Raw genomic sequence first — 16,875 nt, 5'->3', positions numbered from 1 at the left:
AAGAAAAGTTTCAAAGCTGTTTTGAGAAAGACGCCATTTTAGTAGCTGTTAGGCCATTGGGTCGTCAACTTCAATTTGGACTTTTTTGCAACCGGAAAACCATAGATCAGCCGACCCTCCGGCCACACTCCGGACAAAACTTGCAGTCCTCAAGAATAATATGGTTTCCGCACCCAGAGCAGGTATTAGGCACAGGTCCAAGTTCAACCAGGAGTTCCCCTTCCCTGACCGGGACCATGATCTTGTCCTCTTGATAGTCTGCAAACTTGAGCACCCTTCGGACCACACCTTCCACCGGTGAAGTCACTGCCTTTTCCTGTTTCATGATGGAAATATTAAAAAGCTCTTCACCTTTTTTGACCTTATCCCCAGGCTTGACATGCATCACCCAGAGATCGCAGTTGTGGGGCGCCCCCACGTGATAAATATTATCCGGGTCAGCCATTTCCAGAGAGTCCTTGGCTGAGCCGTACCCTTCCCTAACCTTGACCTGAAAGGTCAGAAATTCCGAATCAAGGGAGTACCTGACTACACTCATGCCGTTGACGTCAGGGGCTGAGATATCCAGAATTACCATGTTTCTGGGTTTTCCGTTGCTGTCCAGGAAAACCATTTCCTCTCCAGAATTAAGACCTTCAAACCATACATCCAGGGGTAACTGGTTGGGATCCCCGAACTGGCATTTAAACTGGATGGTGTTCAGAGCATCCCCGGGATGATTAAGGTACAGGACCAGCTCTTCCCTGGAGGGTTCACGGTCGATATGCCCTATCAGATTTTCCCTTTCTGCATTAATGTCAACGTCTTTGAGACTCAAAAGAGGTGAGTCTTCGGTCCTGGACTGGATGGCCTCCTGATATTTTTCACCAAAAGCACTTTCATAGACCCAGTCCGGTGGAAAGCCCAGAGGCAGTCGCCCGAATTTACCCAGCAAAAGATTTCTGAAGGCGTCGTTGCTGTGTCTGTAGATCTCCAGCCTGGCCTGTTTGGTTTCCTGATCCAGTTCACTTTCAGGTACGCTGTTCACCTTGTCCAGCACCTTGAGCAGTCGGCGCACTCCATTTTCACCCTTTTCCTTGTGAACATTGGTGATGGCCAGAAAGGCCGTGTTCCAGGTTATCTGAGAGCCTGGAGTAACGTCATGATAGCGGACTATCTTTCTGATGCCGGCCAGAAACCTGAGCATGTAGGGCAGAAGATGAATGTATCCCTGCTTCATGGCCCCTTCCTGGGAAGAAGAAGTGGCTCCTCCGGGCATGCCGTGGTCAACCACGTCATAGTCGATCCCCTGGAAATATGGGGCTGTGTAGCGGTCATAGTAGGGCATGACCTGCTTAAGAACAAAGCCGCACTTGCGGATCATTTCCTTGTTCAGGTTGGTCTTCATGCCCAGTTCTTCAATATAGGCGGCTGTGGAAAGGACCTCTCCCTGGCCATACCATCTGACAGCAGCTCCAATGGCTGTATCCACAATATGAGCTCCAGCCCTGGCCGCTTCTGCCACGGCCGGGACAAAAAGACCATCAGTATAATGGCGATGATAGTGGACAACCAGATCCGGATATTTTTTCCTTATCTCACCAACCAACTCCCTGATGAAAAATGGCGGACAGACCCCGGCCATATCCTTGAGCCCGATTATAAACTTCTTCTGGGCAACAGACTCTGGCAGTCCGGTTACCTTTTTGACCATTTCAAGGATTTCACTGACCACCCCCATGTAATGGCTGATATCAAATCCCTGGGCATAGGAAAGGGAAATAGCCGGTTCAAATATATTCTTTCTTGAACTCATGGCCACTTCGGCAAATGGAATCATGTTTTCAATATGGTTAAGAAAATCAAAACACCTGATCACGTCATAGTCTTCACAGATCATTTCTCCGGTCAGACGCATGATATTTTTGGGTTGAGGCTTGTAGCCCAGAACATTGGTGGACCTGATCAGTATCTGTTTGAGAGTCTTTGGTGCAAACTGATTCCATTCTCTGGCCTCAGTAAAGGGATAGGTCATATTGGCCATCATGGCCACGTGAAAATGGGCTCCTCCCCCGTTTTCCAGGGAAAAGAAACCGCAGTTGTCCAGGTAGGGTCCGATTATTCGGTCCTCAGCCAGGCGAAACCTGTTGCCGCTGTTGGACTGGGTGATGTCCCTGGTGGTGGTGTCGCAAAAATGAACATGGTCCGAATTCCGGATGTAATCCAGGATCCCGTCCCGGTCCCCCCTTGGATAAGGGCTGACATAGTCATCACCTAAATGGGGAAGTACCGGATTAAACCGGCCCATGCGCTTGTCATGAACAGACCTGTATTCCCCCAGCTGGACATAGGGATTATACCCTTTGGCTGAGATCTCGGCCACCAGACAGGACAGTCTGTGGGCTTCAGGTTCCTGATCCCGGTAGACCATCAGTTCAGGAGTATTGGTGACAAAATTGGTATCATACTCACCGGTTCTGAACTTGGGATGGGTGATTATTTTCCGGTGAAAAGGTATGGTGGTCTTGATACCGCCGATGATGTACTCCCGCAGGGCTCTTTCCATGGTTCCCAGAATTTTTTCCCAGGTCTTGCCGTAGACTATGAGCAGGGAGGCTGCTGAATCATATTGAGACGGGAAATTATACCCTGCTGTGATGCAGGAATCCACCCGGACCCCCTGGCCGCCCGGAGACTGATATCTGGTTACCAGCCCGGCGTTGGGGGAGAACTTCTTTTGCGGATCTTCACAATTGACCCTGACCTGCATGGCCTGATTGGTGGGTTTCATATTCTCTTCACTGAACCGGAGCTTTGATCCGAAGGACACGGCAATCTGCTCCTCAACCAGGTCAATGCCGTACCTGCACTCAGTGATGCCGTGCTCCACCTGGAGCCTGGTATTGACTTCAATAAGATAGGGATTTCCATCCCCGTCCACCAAGAACTCCACAGTGGCCAGGGAATGATAATTCACAGCCCGGATCAGTTTTCTTGCGTACTCTTTCAGCTGCTCCCGCAACTCCTCAGTCATTTTGGGCCAGGGAGAAGGGGTTATCTCCACCAGTTTCTGGTGATTGCGCTGCAAAGTGCAGTCTCTTTCATCAAAGGCGAACACATTGCCGTGCTTGTCGGCAATGACCTGGATCTCAATATGTCTGATGGAGGTCAGAAGCTTTTCAACATAAAGCCTGGGATTGCCGAAGGAAGCCAGGGCCAGGGCCGAAGCCTTGGCATAGGCCCGTTCCAATTGCTCCTCCCTGTACACCTCATAAATCCCCCTTCCGCCACCACCGCCTTCAGCTTTGAGCATGACCGGAAATCCCATCTCAAAAGCCAGGTCCAGAGCCTCTTCAACCGTCACTGCTCCCTCTGATCCGGGAACCACCGGCACTCCGATCTTCTTGGCCAGATTTCGGACAGCCACCTTGTTGCCAAGGGTTTCCATGGCTTCTGGATCAGGGCCGATAAAGACCATTCCAGCGTCATTGCACTTGGTGGGAAAAGAAAAATCTTCTGAAGCAAAACCCCAGCCAGGATGAATTGCCAGGATATCCAGGGCCTTGGCTCTCTTGATGATCCTGTCAATATCCAGGTATGCCCTTGAGTTCTTTCCAAGAAGCAGCAGTTCCTGAGCACCAGAAGTAAAAGGAGCAGTCTTGTCCACATCAGTGGCAGTCATCACTGGTATGGCATGAAATACCTCCCTGATGGACCGGACAATTCTTCTGGCCGGTATTCCCCGGTTGGCCACAAGAATTCTTTTACCTTTCAATTCTGATACAATCTGCTCAAAAGTTTTCATACCCATATGGCTATCCATCTCCTTTAACAGCTAACTGAAATAAAAATTTAGACAATACATCCCAGCCTGCAGGCAATAGGCTCATTATCCTGGATGCTTCCGGATGGTTCCGCTTGTAACCCTTTCAACTCTGCCCGAACAATCCACAAGAGCCTCACCCATATCCCCCACCCCCATAAGGACTCCATCGAAATAATCGTCGCCTGAAAAAATTCTGACCTTTTCACCAGTCAGCCAAAGATTAGAGTTAATTTCCCGAATAAAGTCAATTAGAGAAAAATCGCACAATATATCTTCATACCAGAACAGGGCCAGATGGATGAGCTGAGCCCAGAATTCCAGGGGATCTGGACCATCCGGTCCCATCCCCAGATGGCCCGGCATGACAGGATATTCTCCCGTAGAAGAAATATTTTCAGGACAATTCCTCAAATTCAGCCCGATACCAGCCACAATGTCCTGTTTTTTTTCTTCTAAAAGGATGCCTCCTACTTTTTTATCATCTAAAATGAGGTCATTGGGCCATTTTATGGACAAGGCAACCCCCAGCCCCAAAAGGGCCTGTCTTAGAGCATATCCCACGATCAGGGAGAGTATCCTGTCCATCTCAGGGACTTGGGGTCTGGGAAGCATCAGCGCTCCGTAAATGTTTCCAGCCGGGGAAACCCATTCCCGGCGCATCCTGCCTCTTCCTTTGGTCTGCCTCAGGCAGAGCACTGAGTCCCCGGGACTGATCATCTCCATTTTGACCAGTTCCCAGGCCATATCCATGGATGAAGTACACCAGTCCTGGACCATGATCTTGGGCTGATCTGCCCCATATTTGGACCGGGACTGGACACCATTTTTCCGGAAGGAGGAAAACTCTGGAAATTTTACCAGGTCGCTAAGAATATATTTTTTAAATCCAGCCAACTACCAGCTCCTGTCCTGGGTAAAAACCCACTACCTCTTTGGTTCGCGTAACACTGAGAACGTAAAAAACAAATCTACTGCCAGAATTGACTGGCAAAGGTTAATTTATTAAGAATTGTAAAAAAATGGATCGTCATGGGAGTTGCAATGAGAGCCTTGATTGTTGAAGATGATATGGCCAGCAGAATAATCCTTGCAAAAATTCTTTCCGAACAATTTGAATGCGACAGTGCTGAAAACGGTCTCCAGGGAGTTGAGATGTTCAAGAACGCCCTGCAGGACCAAGAGCCTTATGACCTCATCTTCATGGATATCATGATGCCGGTCATGGACGGACAAAGTGCCCTCCAGGCCATCAGAGAACTTGAGGACAAAAACAAAGTCCCCATTGGCAAGGAAGTCAAGGCAGTCATGACCACAGCCCTGTCTGACACAAAGAATGTGACTGAGGCCTTTTTCAGCGGACAAGCTGACGCATACATCTCCAAGCCGGTCTCCAGGGAAAAAATACTCAACGCCCTTAAAGAGGTCAGACTGGTTGAGTAAACCCAGGCTCAACAGCATTTGCTGAGCCCAAATCCAGCTTCCTCAAGCATAGGGCCCAGGCCCAGCATATGGGCCGTACCCACAAAAACCATACATCCCCCTTCTTCCAGGTATGGTTTCATCCGTTCAAGAAAAAGCTCATCCCTGCGGTGAATCACCAGTTCAGTTCTGGAAGGAAACTCTGTGCTGGTTCCAAACATATTCTCCAGATCCCCCCGCAGATATGCCTTTTCATTTTGGGCAGCCAGCTTCTTCCATTGACCACAGTTTTTAAAAAACCTGAGGATCCTTTGCCTGGGAATACTTTCCAGGGTTGCAATCTGCTCGTCAATGGATTCCATGGCCACCACATTTTTCTCCATTTGCTTGGCCAGATCCCAGGCTTCCCTGTCTACTGACTGATCCCAGCCTATACGCCTGAGAAAAGCCGACCATATACTGAAAAAAGCCATCCAATGCCTGGTGGAGGACAGATAATAATCAACATCCAGCAGGTCAGTACCAGGTGAATTTAACAGCCTGGCCCAAAAACCTTCCGGCCCCCTGACCACTCTTTTCAGGGTCTGGACCTCGTCCCGGCTCAACTTCCGGGCCAGAGGCTCAAATTCCGGACCTGGGCTGCAGCCCACAGCAGCCACCCTTTGCATGCTGACCTGATCCAGCGGACCTTCAAAGATGACCGTATGGACCTGATCAAAGAGCTTTTCAAAGTGATGCCTGAAACTACAACTGAAAAAGTGGGCAGTACCTCCTATCCATGAATGTTTGCCCTGCTTTTCAATCTCCCAGAGCATCCTGAACTCCTTCTGCCTGGGAAGGGACATGAGATACCTGGCCTTGTTCTCCATTATCTCGGGAGTTAGAACAGAAAGGTCTGCAGGGACAAAGCCGGTTCTCCATTCGGCCAGCTGATAACTGCAATATGGGCGTCCTCCCCATTTGACCTTGAACCTCTTAATACCCTGGTTCACCCCTAACCCGAGATGAATGAATTCCTTGCCCTGGGACCGGGCCAGGTTGATCAGCCTGCTGAACAGAAGATCCGAGGCATACGGGGTATAGTGTTTTTTGGAATGAGCACCAATTATATAGCTTAAAAATTTTCCAGGGGCTGTATCCACAACCAGGCAGGCTGCGAGGTTGCCCTGCCTGTCCCAGGCATTCAAAAACACCAGGCCTTTTGTCCGTCCCATCAGTCCTGGAGTACGGGTGTAAAGCCTCATAACCCTTGGGGGAAGGTTGTTTTGAGATAAGAACTCATCCCACAGCAAACTGTGGGCATCGGTAAAATCACTGCCCATCTCTAGTTCCAGAGACAGAGCCGCCTTCCTGTTCAGTCTTGTCAGGGTCGGGCTGATTTCCTGCCAGGGGTCAAGGACATAAAATTCATCCTGCTCTTTTTTTTTGTCTGTCAGTTCAGGGGGCAGATCAGGACAGATAACCCAGCATTGCCTGGCCCCTGTAGCTTCCAGGGCATTTTCAAGGGCTGCCCGGAACTGGCTGATGTCATAGCTTGCTCCCAGAGGGTAGCCTATCCCCATCAGCCAGTCCTGCTCAGAAAAAAACAGATACTCCCCGGACAGAAAAGGTTCCCCCCCGGACATGGAACGCATGAAATTCACAGAATGTTCAGGCACAGCCGCTTTGGCAAGAATTTCCGGACTCTGCAGGGGATGAACCGGGAAGACGCTGCCCCCTGCACTGGTGGTGACCGGGTTCAGGTGCTGTTTTGCTGGTTCCATATGCTCAACCTTCAGGATATGTTATTTGGTTTACAAATAGGGACTGAACAGCCAGCACAATGAATCTCTCAACCTGACCGGAATAGATCTGGAGTCAACATCCACAAGCCTGACCCGTTTTGACCTGCTGATTTTTTCCTGGAAATGCTCTGTCAATGTCCGGACAAGATCCCTGGAATATATCTCAACCACCATTTCAAAGTTCAGCCTCAGACTGCGAGGATCCATGTTGGCAGAGCCGATAAGGGCGTAAACATCATCCACCAGAAAAAGCTTGGAATGGGAAAACGGTGGTGGCTGGTAGTACACCCTGACCCCGTATTGAAGTATTTCCCAGAGCATGTTCCTGGTTGCCCAGTGCACATAAGGGAGATTGTTTCTGGCCGGCAGAACCACGTTTATCTCCACTCCCCGCAGGGCTGCAACCTGCATGGCACCGATGAGTTCCTGAGAAGGCAGAAAGTACGGGGTCATTATTGATACCCGTTCAACTGCCCTGGAAATCATCCCGGTCAAAAGCATGCGCAGCTTGTCCAGGTCCTGATCCGGGCCGACAGTAATCGTTCTGCAAAAGGCATCCCCAGAGGAAAGGTCCTTTGCCTGGTCCATCTGTCCAGGATAAGGTTCTCCAGTGCAGAATGCCCAGTCCTCCAGAAAGACCTGCTTCATCTGAAGGGCAACAGGACCGGCAAGTCTGAACTGGACATCCTGGGTCCCTGTAGACTTGTCTTCATCCACCAGATGCCTGTCCCCGATGTTCATGCCCCCGGTAAACACGGTGTCATCGTCTATGACCAGCATTTTCCTGTGATTTCTAAGGTTGATAAAAGGGGACAGGGGCACCATTCTGGGTGGCAGGAACCTGGCAAAGGGAACCTTTTCCTGTTTCAGATAACCACCGGCCCTGGGCCAGGAATAAAACTCTCCTATTCCGTCCAGCAGGACCCTGACATCAACCCCCCTTTTTCGGGCCTTGGCCAGCGAACTGATGAACCTTCGACCAGTATTGCCGGTGTCAAAGATAAACGTGGACAGGTAGACACACTTTTTGGCCTTATCAATGTCTTCCAGCATCCGGGGGTAGGCCTGGTCGCCGTTATACAGGACCCTTATGCTGTTTCCGGATGTCAGGGGCCGGTTACTGATGGTCCTGGACAAGTGGTCCATCTGGAGATAGCCTGGAATCTCTGCCATGTCCGGTGGAGAATAAAGGCTGCCTTGCCCGTCTGACTCAGGTCTGATCCTTTTTCTGACCAGCATGGGCTCTCCCTTGAGTTTTTTGGCCCTGGTCCTGATCCTGTTGATACCCAGCAAAAAATAAAGCACTGGACCTATGGTCGGAATCAGCAGACAGGTGACTATCCAGGCCCAGGCAGTTCTTGGATCACGCTTATACATGAGAGCGTGACCTGCAGCCATAAAATTCAGTACAAGAACCAGAGTGATAATGAGCCAGCCGGACAAGACATCCTTCCTTGACAGTTCCAGGTTAAGCCGAAAACCAGTACCCCTGCGGGACTTCACATTTACTGAATAATAAAGTCTTTAACCTTTGAATTTTTCCATTGAAAAAAAATGACTGGCACCTGTCAAGAACATTCAGCTCTCAAGGCCTGTCAGGCTCGTGAACGGCCCTTACCAGGCATGGATCGGCATTTTTTACTTCTGGACTTATTACTCCAAAACACATAGAAACAGGGCCATTTTAAGAAAGGGGATGTTAAATGTCCGTAATTGAGGCCATAATCTTCGGAATCGTCCAGGGCATAACTGAATTTCTGCCTGTATCCAGCACGGCCCACATTGTTATCACTGAATTATTGCTGGGTTATCATTTTCCAGGGCTGGCCTATGAAATATTTTTGCATCTCGCCTCTGTTCTGGCTGTCTGCATCTATTTTCGCAAAGACCTCTGGGAAGTTGTCTCTGGTTTTTTCGGATACCTGGTGAACAGGAGCCAGCAAAACAGAGTCAGGTTCTTTTTCGGCTGGTACATCATCGTGGCCACTCTGATCACCGGGACTCTGGGCCTGCTGCTCAAGAACCAGATTGGGGATGCCATGAAGACTCCGGCAGTAATTGCCGGAGCTCTGGCCCTGACTGGAACCTTTCTGATTTTTATAGAACAGATGAAAACCTATGGTCACAGAACTCCCCAGGAAATGACCTTCAAGGACGCATTCCTGGTGGGACTCGGGCAGAGCGTTGCGATCCTGCCGGGCATATCCCGCTCCGGGGCCACCCTGATAACAGCCCTGTGGCTCGGCCTTTCCCGGGACACGGCAGTAAGGTACTCCTTTCTTCTGGCCATTCCCATCATCCTGGGATCTTCAGTACTCATGTTTGGTGAGGTAAGCCGGGATATCTGGTCTGAAATCGGAATTATCCCCCTGACTTTGTCCTTTATCTCCAGTTTCATCTTTTCCTGGATCGGAATAGTCTGGCTGATCAATTTTTTGATGAACAGCAGGCTGATTTACTTTGCCCTGTACTGTTTCACCGTGTCTGGACTGGTCTATTTTTTTGTTGATCCGGCCGTTACTTTCTAATTCGTGCCTGGTCAGACTTATCCGGTCTGATAAAAAATGGATCGCAGATACCTTTTGGGAACAAACGACCTGGTGATCCCGGACAATGACTCTGTGGCTCCGATTATCAAGCACCCGTCAGGTTGAAGAACACCTGCCAGCCTTTCAAAAAGCCTTTTTTTATCATCCGGCTTGAAATATATGGCCACATTCCTGCAGAATATTATATCGAATTTGCCCAGTATGGAAAAAGGCTGCATCAGGTTGATCTTTCTGAAACTGGCCAGAGCCCTTATTTCATCTTTTATCCTCCAGTCACCATCAGGGGCTTGGTTGAAGTACTTACTAAGCTTTTCTTTACTCAACCCCCTCTCTATCTCAAATTTATTGTATTTGCCGTAACTAGACTTGGCAATAGCCTCATCAGAAATGTCTGTTCCCAGAATGGAAACCTGATACCTGTCAGGATCAGGAACAGTCTCTTTTACTGCAATGGCAATACTGTAAACCTCCTGTCCGGTTGAACAGGCTGCACTCCAGATCCGGATTTTAACGGGGTTTATTCTTGTTCCCTGCCTGGCCCGGGCATCAATTATATCTGGAAGGATTTTATGCTTGAGAAGCTCAAATGGAGCGCTGTCCCGGAAGAACAGGGTCTCCTTGGTGGTAACAGCATCAATAAAGGCCTTTTCCAGCTTCTTGGAGCTGTCCGACCTGGCTTTATAATAGAGCTCACCAAAACTGGCCGCCTTTTCCTGAACCAGGAGAGGTTTAAGCCTGTTCTCCAAAAGATAGGCCTTGCTCTGATCAAGATAAATACCGGAAAGGTTATAAATGTATTGAGCTATAACCTTCAGCTCATCAGGAGAAATCTTCATCTTTTAACGGTGGCAGCAATTTCTGAGGCGATTCTGTTCAACGGGGCCACAACATCCACTACTCCGGCTTCAAAGGCTATCTTGGGCATGCCATAGACCACACAGGTCTCTTCATCCTGGCCAATGACCACTGCTCCAAAAGACTTCATGACTTTAAGACCCAGGGTGCCGTCACCCCCCATTCCAGTCATGATCACTCCTGTGGCCCTGCTGCCGTACTCCCTGGCCACGGACCGAAACAGATAATCAGCTGCAGGCTTGCAGTTGTTTTCCGGAGGGTCGTCAGTCACCCGAAAAATCTTTTTCCCGGCTGCTCCGGCAACAACCTTGGTCTGTCTGCCACCGGGAGCGATGTAAATATGATCGGGCCTCAAGATCTCTCCGTCTTCAGCTTCCTTAACCTTATGGACACACTTGGCATCCAGACTCTCGGACAAAGACCTGGTAAACACGGCCGGCATATGCTGGACAACCACCACCGGGACGCCGAGATGATCAGGCAGCATGGGAAGCATGGCCCCAAGGGCATTGGGACCGCCCGTGGAAATGCCTATGGCCACAATCTCGGATTTTTCATGGCCTGGCCTGCTGGCCCGGCCAGTGTCCCGGAGTCCGGCAGCCGGTCTTTTCTCAACCGGCCCGGTTGGACCTTTTTTAAAGGCCCTTTTGATTTCCAGACGCTTTAAAAAGTGCTTGACCCTGGGCGCAAGGGCGGTCTCCAGGATTCTGATGTTTTCCTCCCGGTCATCCCGGTCCGGCTTGGTAATAAAGTCAAAAGCTCCAAGTTCCAGGGCCTTCATGGTGATCTCGCTGCCCCGTTTCGTCAGGGTGCTGACCATGATAACTCCCACCCCGAGTTTCCTGCGGTGTATCTCCTCCAGGGTGGCAACTCCGTCCATGACGGGCATTTCAACATCCAGGGTGACCAGGTCCGGACTTAAAGACTCAATCCTGCTCAGGGCGATCTTGCCGTTTCCAGCGGTTCCCACCACTTCAACATTGGGAAAGCCGTTGAGCACGTCGCTCAGTATCTTGCGATAAACAATGGTGTCATCGACCACCAGAACCTTTAGCTTCATTTCTTCTCCAGCTGGTTGCTGATCCGGAATTTAAGGTTTGTCTTTCTGAGGGGATTTTTCTTGGCAGTCCAGGTCAAACCAGAATTTTAGAACCCGGCCGGATTCACTGTACTCAAAACCGTCTGAATATTCCTTGATAAGAAACAGGCCCCAGCCTCCGGGAGAGGTACTTCCCACCGGACTCTCAGCCATACAGACCTCCCAGTCAAAGCCCTGACCGGGACTGGATATTTCAAACAGCACCCTGTTTTCAGACAGAGCAGCCCGGCAGCCTACCCGCAGGGATTGGTCCTGGCCTGCCCCATGGATCACTGCATTGTTGAGTGACTCACGCAGAACCAGGGCCACCTTGAAATAGGTCTTTGCATCACACTTCCGGGACAAAAAAGTTTCCATCTGCTCCAGCACCTTTTCCACCAGCACGGTTTCAGCAGTAAAACTGCAGTCCAGCGCTGTCTGTTCCAACCTGCATTCAAAACCCATCAGACTTCCGTTCCAAGGAGAATGATATCGTCTATCAGCAGGGATTTATCAGGACAGATCCGGTCAAAAATAAATTCCACGGATTCATTTAATGAAAAATCCATACTTCTGGCAGCCAGATCCAGGATGGCCCCGATGCCTTGAGCCCTTTGCCGTGAACTGGTTCCCGAAGTTTCCACCAGTCCGTCAGTAAAGAGATAAAACCGGTCACCCGGCTCGACAGCATGGGATTTGGGAAAAAATTCAACCTGTTCAAAGGGTCCCAGAATATCCCCCTCTGCCTCCAGCACTTCGGCCTGGCTGTTTTTTTTCCGGACATGAATTACAGGAAGGTGCCCGGCATTATACAGGTCCACCAGGTTCTGGTGTCTGTTCACAACCAGAAATGACGCGGTAAGGTGCTGGGTTGGCTTAAATATCCTGTTGAGCACTGCATTGATCATCTTGAGCCCTTCATCAACCGAGGTAAAGGCATTGATGTTCTGGTCAAAAAGCACCTTCAGGGCAGAGGTCATATATGCTGTGCCAAGGTTATGCCCGCTGATGTCAGCCACTATATAAACGTACGTATCCTGGCCGATCCTGATGACATCCAGAAAATCCCCCCCAGCCTCAAGAACTGGGCGGTAAATATACCTGAAGCCTGCCTCGGACATCTTCTCAGGATCAACCAGAAAAGACTCCTGGGCTTCCTTGAGATCAGCAAACCGGCTGACCTGGGCTTCTACAAGCCTTTCCCTGGCAAACTTCAGCTCCAGATGGACCCGAATCCTGGCCAGCACTTCAGTCCTGGCAAAAGGCTTGCCAATATAATCCACGCCACCAAGTTCCAGCCCCTTGACAATATTCTCTGTATCATTGAGGGAAGAAATAAAAATAACCGGAATATCCCTGGTCCGGGGATTAGCCTTCAGTTCAGCGCAGGTCTGGAATCCGTCAAAGACCGGCATGACCACATCCAGAAGAATCAGGTCCGGCCTGTGCTTTTGTGCTTCCTGCACAGCCTGCCTGCCATCTCCGGCCTCCAGGGTACTGTATCCGGCACCGCCCAAAAGGACCTTCAGCAGCTTCCTGTTCAGTGGAGAATCATCCACTATCAGGATCTGCGGTGATCGGAAACGTCTGTCCAAGGCCACTCCTGAGTCAATCCCTGCAGAATTCCGGGCTGGAAGTAATGTCCTGGCTGGACTGGAAAAAATTATTCATCTCCCAGCACCTCTTCCACATCCAGTATGGCTACCAGTCTGTTGCCCGGCTTATAAACTCCCTGAAAAAACCTGCCGTTAACCCCCCTGATATTGGCAGGAGGGGGAGACACGTCTTCCCAGTCGGCAAGGACCACGTCTGTGACTTTATCCACCAGCAGTCCAATGAATTCACGCCGGGAACTGACAATGATGATCCTGGTCTGATCGGTAATGTCCGTGCAGGAATCAATGCCCAGCTTTTTTCCAAGGTCTATTATGGTGACAATCTTGCCCCTTAAATTCATTATCCCCACGACATATTCCGGGGAATGAGGAACAGCTGTGAAATGGACCTGCTTGTTTATCTCCTGCACATAACTGATATCAATACCACACAGGGCCTGGCCCACATAAAAGCAGGATATCTGGAACTGCCCCTGTTTTCGGGCTGTATTTTCAGCATCACCATTCACGTTTCAACTCCACATAGTAAAAATGGTTAAAATACAACTGCCACAAACCAGAATATTTCCGTGTCAGGATCTTTCCAGCAACTCCGGTCCAGGCCTGCTTTGCCACAGGTCTGACTTAAAAAGGTTTCCCGGTCCCACCCGTATTCCCTGGCCACCTGGGGAAGCAGCAGTCCACTGTAGGGTCCTTTTCTGATCAGCAGTCCATGCCTGCCAGGCTCAATCTTTTCCAGATCATCAACAGGGACCAGGGGACTGAGTATGGATATTTCCAGGCTGATTTCTTCCAGCTCACTCTTCTTCAAGGGGGGGAACCTGGGATCATTGAAAGCAGCCTGGACACCCATCCTGGCAATGGTCTTCCATAAAGGAGTGTCTGCCACAATATTTCCTATACACCCCCTGAGCATGCCTCTCTTTTTCAGGGTGACAAATGCTCCCAGCTTTTCCTTCAGCTTTTCCGTAGGCGGGTCAGGAAAGGTCAGTCCAGGCTCAAAACCTGACCTGATGCCCTGCAGGGCCGTTTCCTTAAGGAAATCCTTTTCCTCCCGGGTCAGTTCAAGTTCAAATTCAGACATGGCAGGATTATCTCATGACCGTCAGTTATTGGTTTTTTTCAGATAGGTTATAGCCGAATGACCAGCTATGGCCCCTTCACCCACAGCCACACTTATCTGCAGGAATCTGCCCACACAGTCGCCAGCAGCAAAGACTCCCGGAACATTGGTTCGCTGATCATGATCAGCCTCAATAAACACGCCCCTGGTGGTGACCCCCAGGGAATAGGCAAAATCCAGGGACGAAGCCTCTCCCATGGCTAGAAAGAGTCCGTCCACATCCTCTTCCCGCCCATCACTGAAAATGGCCTTTTCCAGAAAGGCTCCGCCTTTGAGGGTGGTGATCTTTTCAGTCAGCACCGGAATCTGATTTTTCTCAAGCAGGTCATGATACTCTTTTGAAATATTATCCTTTTTGCCCTGGGTGCAGATGGAAATCCTGGCAGTGTAATTTTTCAACTCCAATGCCTGATTGGCTGCAAATACTCCCTCTCCCAGGACAATTACTTTTTTCTTTTTATAAAAAAAACCATCGCAACTTACACAGTAGGAAACCCCTTTTCCCTCAAACTCCGAAATATTCCCGATCCCCGGCCGGACCCTGCTCACGCCGGTGGCCAGGATGATCGCCCGGGCCTGGACTTCAGATCTGTCGGTTTTGACCACAAAGCCCTTGGCCTGATCCTGGTGGATGCCGAGCACTTTTTCACATCTCAATTCAGCTCCGAATTTCTGGGCGTGTTGACATCCAAGCTGAATAAGCTCCTTGCCGGTAACGGATTCAGGAAACCCGAAATAATTGTCAATGACATAGTCTCCAGCCACTTTGGGATCACATCCCAAGACCATGGTCTTCAAACCGGCCCGGGCCGTGTAGATGGCTGCAGACAACCCTGCCGGTCCCTGTCCAATAATAATGATATCAGTCTTTTTCATTATGACCTTCACTCTGGGGCTAAAATTAAAAAAGCCGGGTCTTGCTCCCGGCTTTTTTAAGCTCTTTTTTGATTGTTTGTAAACTTTGGATTAACAGAAATCAAGCTCAGAAGCATCAGCTGGAAATTGCTTCACCAAGACACAGGTCAGCTGAGGTGCAGACCATGTTTCTCCCGCTGTTCTTGGCCAGGTAAAGGGCCTTGTCTGCCTGTTTGACCAGGGTTTCCCCGGGAGTGAGAGGTCCTGGAGTCAGGCAGGCTACCCCCATGCTGGCCGTAACATTGAATTTGTTATTGTCATAGGAAAAAACAGTCCGGCTGATCTTCTTTCTTATCCTCTCAGCCAGCAGCCAGGCCTGATCTTCAGTTGTTTCAGGCAGGAGGGCAACAAATTCTTCTCCTCCGTATCTGGCCGGAAAATCAGATTCCCGCACTGTTTCCACCAGAAGGTTGCCGATCTTTTTCAGAACCATATCCCCGGCAATATGACCATAAGTATCGTTAAGTCCCTTGAAGTGGTCAAGGTCGAGCATGATCAGGCTTAATGGATTGGCATGCCTTTGATGTCTTTTCAGCTCTATCCTGATCCTCTTGTCAAATTGTTGACGATTATAGACACTGGTTAGACCGTCAAAATCTGCTTCATTCTTGATATTTCTGTATTTCAAAGCATTGCGCAGGGCCAGAGCCAGATGATTGGAAGCACTGCTGATTATCTGAAGCTGATCCCTGCCCAGCCTGAGGGTCTTTTCTGCAACAATCACCACTGCTCCAATGAAAATGCTTCCAGCCTGCAGTGGCACAACAACCTGCCTGGTCGGGACCGGCTCATCCTCAATCCGGTTTGCAGGACAATTCAGGACGACTTCCTGATAATCCCTGACTCTGACATCAGCAAATCTTCCCGGCATATCCAGCAAAGACTTGATCCATTTGCTTTTGATCAATCCGGCTGGTTCCATTTTGGGCAGATAGACTTCAGCTGTAACCACGCCCCGGACATCGGTTTTTTTCCAGAAAACAGCAGCCAGCCCTTTTGCCTCTACGAGCCCGGCAAACTCTTCCCGGACAACCTTGAGAATCTCCACAACCTTCAGAGATGCCGAAGACCTGGTCAAAATTCTGTTCAGAAATTCAAGCTGGACATTTTTTCTGGCCAGCAGTTCCCTTTCCAGGGAGATCTCCCTGGCCATCAGATGGAGGTCAGTATAAAGCTCCTGAATTTCATCGGCTTTAGCTTTGATTCCAGCCAGAGAATCTCTGGTCAGGGGCATCCGGACCATATCCAGAAAAGATCCAAGCTGATCAAAGTCCAGCCCCTGAATACCCTCATCACTGTCCAGGACAAAGACCTTTTGCAGATCGTGATGCTGCTGAAGAATTTCCCGTTCACCAGGTTTAAGAGACTTGAATGTTCCAAGGGTCAGAAACATTACACAGGTATTCAGGATGCCGGATTCATTAAGATTGATATCCGAGACTGTATCCGCTTTTTTCAATCTGCAGCCCCTGGGAAGACTTTGCTCCATTTCATGGATTATATGCTCAGGAAAATCCAGTACCCAGAAAATAGTATCTTTTTGACGCATGGACAGCTCCTTTTTTTGCTGTTTACCGGATTACTAGCAAATATAAGGCCACCCATCACCGGACTAAAATGGAACAGATATTGTAACAGCAGACAATTGTTCAGATCAAAAGTGTTTTCTTTATAGATGACTGCAGATGGCGGACAGATAGATCATCAGTGCATACCGGTTTTAGAGGTCAT

Annotated in this window: 14 protein-coding genes; 2 read left to right on the top strand and 12 right to left on the bottom strand. The window is 49.6% G+C overall.

Annotated features, from left to right (window positions below):
* Positions 1-106: 106 nt before the first annotated feature.
* The gene (locus P771_RS0105765) at positions 107-3,790 is read right to left on the bottom strand and encodes a pyruvate carboxylase (RefSeq protein ID WP_028574391.1); all 3,684 of its coding nucleotides are present in this window, start codon (positions 3,788-3,790) and stop codon (positions 107-109) included.
* Between the two features lie 78 nt (positions 3,791-3,868).
* On the bottom strand, positions 3,869-4,699 hold the full coding sequence (locus P771_RS16655) for a biotin--[acetyl-CoA-carboxylase] ligase (protein ID WP_051617146.1): 831 nt from the start codon (positions 4,697-4,699) through the stop codon (positions 3,869-3,871).
* 147 nt (positions 4,700-4,846) lie between these two features.
* On the opposite strand from P771_RS16655, the gene P771_RS0105755 reads away from it, so the two are divergent.
* Positions 4,847-5,245 (top strand): response regulator, encoded by a 399-nt coding sequence (locus P771_RS0105755; RefSeq protein WP_028574390.1) that lies wholly within the window; start codon positions 4,847-4,849, stop codon positions 5,243-5,245.
* Between the two features lie 8 nt (positions 5,246-5,253).
* On the opposite strand, the gene P771_RS16650 is transcribed toward P771_RS0105755, so the two are convergent.
* Both P771_RS16650 and cls read right to left on the bottom strand, forming a co-directional pair.
* On the bottom strand, positions 5,254-6,987 hold the full coding sequence (locus tag P771_RS16650) for a TraB/GumN family protein (RefSeq protein ID WP_084301711.1): 1,734 nt from the start codon (positions 6,985-6,987) through the stop codon (positions 5,254-5,256).
* Positions 6,988-7,017: 30 nt separating this feature from the next.
* The gene (gene cls / locus P771_RS0105745) at positions 7,018-8,451 is read right to left on the bottom strand and encodes a cardiolipin synthase (protein ID WP_028574389.1); all 1,434 of its coding nucleotides are present in this window, start codon (positions 8,449-8,451) and stop codon (positions 7,018-7,020) included.
* Positions 8,452-8,711: 260 nt separating this feature from the next.
* On the opposite strand from cls, the gene P771_RS0105740 reads away from it, so the two are divergent.
* Positions 8,712-9,536, top strand: a complete 825-nt coding sequence (locus tag P771_RS0105740; protein WP_028574388.1) for an undecaprenyl-diphosphate phosphatase — start codon at positions 8,712-8,714, stop codon at positions 9,534-9,536.
* A gap of 17 nt (positions 9,537-9,553) precedes the next feature.
* On the opposite strand, the gene P771_RS0105735 is transcribed toward P771_RS0105740, so the two are convergent.
* The 8 genes from P771_RS0105735 to P771_RS16645 all read right to left on the bottom strand — a co-directional run bounded on the left by P771_RS0105735 (position 9,554) and on the right by P771_RS16645 (position 16,693).
* A complete protein-coding gene (locus P771_RS0105735) occupies positions 9,554-10,393 on the bottom strand; it encodes a CheR family methyltransferase (RefSeq protein WP_028574387.1) in 840 nt (279 codons plus the stop codon).
* On the bottom strand, positions 10,390-11,472 hold the full coding sequence (locus P771_RS0105730; RefSeq protein ID WP_028574386.1) for a protein-glutamate methylesterase/protein-glutamine glutaminase: 1,083 nt from the start codon (positions 11,470-11,472) through the stop codon (positions 10,390-10,392). Before P771_RS0105730 ends, P771_RS0105735 begins: the two co-directional genes overlap by 4 nt.
* A gap of 30 nt (positions 11,473-11,502) precedes the next feature.
* Positions 11,503-11,955 (bottom strand): ATP-binding protein, encoded by a 453-nt coding sequence (locus tag P771_RS0105725; RefSeq protein ID WP_028574385.1) that lies wholly within the window; start codon positions 11,953-11,955, stop codon positions 11,503-11,505.
* The gene (locus P771_RS0105720) at positions 11,955-13,085 is read right to left on the bottom strand and encodes a response regulator (protein ID WP_244147295.1); all 1,131 of its coding nucleotides are present in this window, start codon (positions 13,083-13,085) and stop codon (positions 11,955-11,957) included. The genes P771_RS0105725 and P771_RS0105720 overlap by 1 nt, the downstream gene beginning before the upstream one ends.
* A 68-nt stretch (positions 13,086-13,153) precedes the next feature.
* Positions 13,154-13,615 carry a chemotaxis protein CheW gene (locus P771_RS0105715; RefSeq protein WP_028574383.1) on the bottom strand — a complete coding sequence of 154 codons (462 nt, stop codon included), beginning with the start codon at positions 13,613-13,615 and terminating at the stop codon, positions 13,154-13,156.
* Positions 13,616-13,641: 26 nt separating this feature from the next.
* Positions 13,642-14,190 carry an AmmeMemoRadiSam system protein A gene (amrA, locus tag P771_RS0105710; RefSeq protein WP_028574382.1) on the bottom strand — a complete coding sequence of 183 codons (549 nt, stop codon included), beginning with the start codon at positions 14,188-14,190 and terminating at the stop codon, positions 13,642-13,644.
* A gap of 21 nt (positions 14,191-14,211) precedes the next feature.
* Positions 14,212-15,105, bottom strand: a complete 894-nt coding sequence (locus P771_RS0105705; protein ID WP_028574381.1) for an NAD(P)/FAD-dependent oxidoreductase — start codon at positions 15,103-15,105, stop codon at positions 14,212-14,214.
* Between the two features lie 115 nt (positions 15,106-15,220).
* A complete protein-coding gene (locus P771_RS16645; protein WP_051617145.1) occupies positions 15,221-16,693 on the bottom strand; it encodes a GGDEF domain-containing protein in 1,473 nt (490 codons plus the stop codon).
* Positions 16,694-16,875 lie beyond the last annotated feature (182 nt).

The sequence above is a fragment of the Desulfonatronovibrio hydrogenovorans DSM 9292 genome, from assembly GCF_000686525.1.
GTDB classification, from domain to species: Bacteria; Desulfobacterota; Desulfovibrionia; order Desulfovibrionales; family Desulfonatronovibrionaceae; genus Desulfonatronovibrio; species Desulfonatronovibrio hydrogenovorans.
The sequence above is the reverse complement of the archived record's forward strand: the minus strand, read 5'-3'. Positions and strand labels throughout refer to the sequence as shown.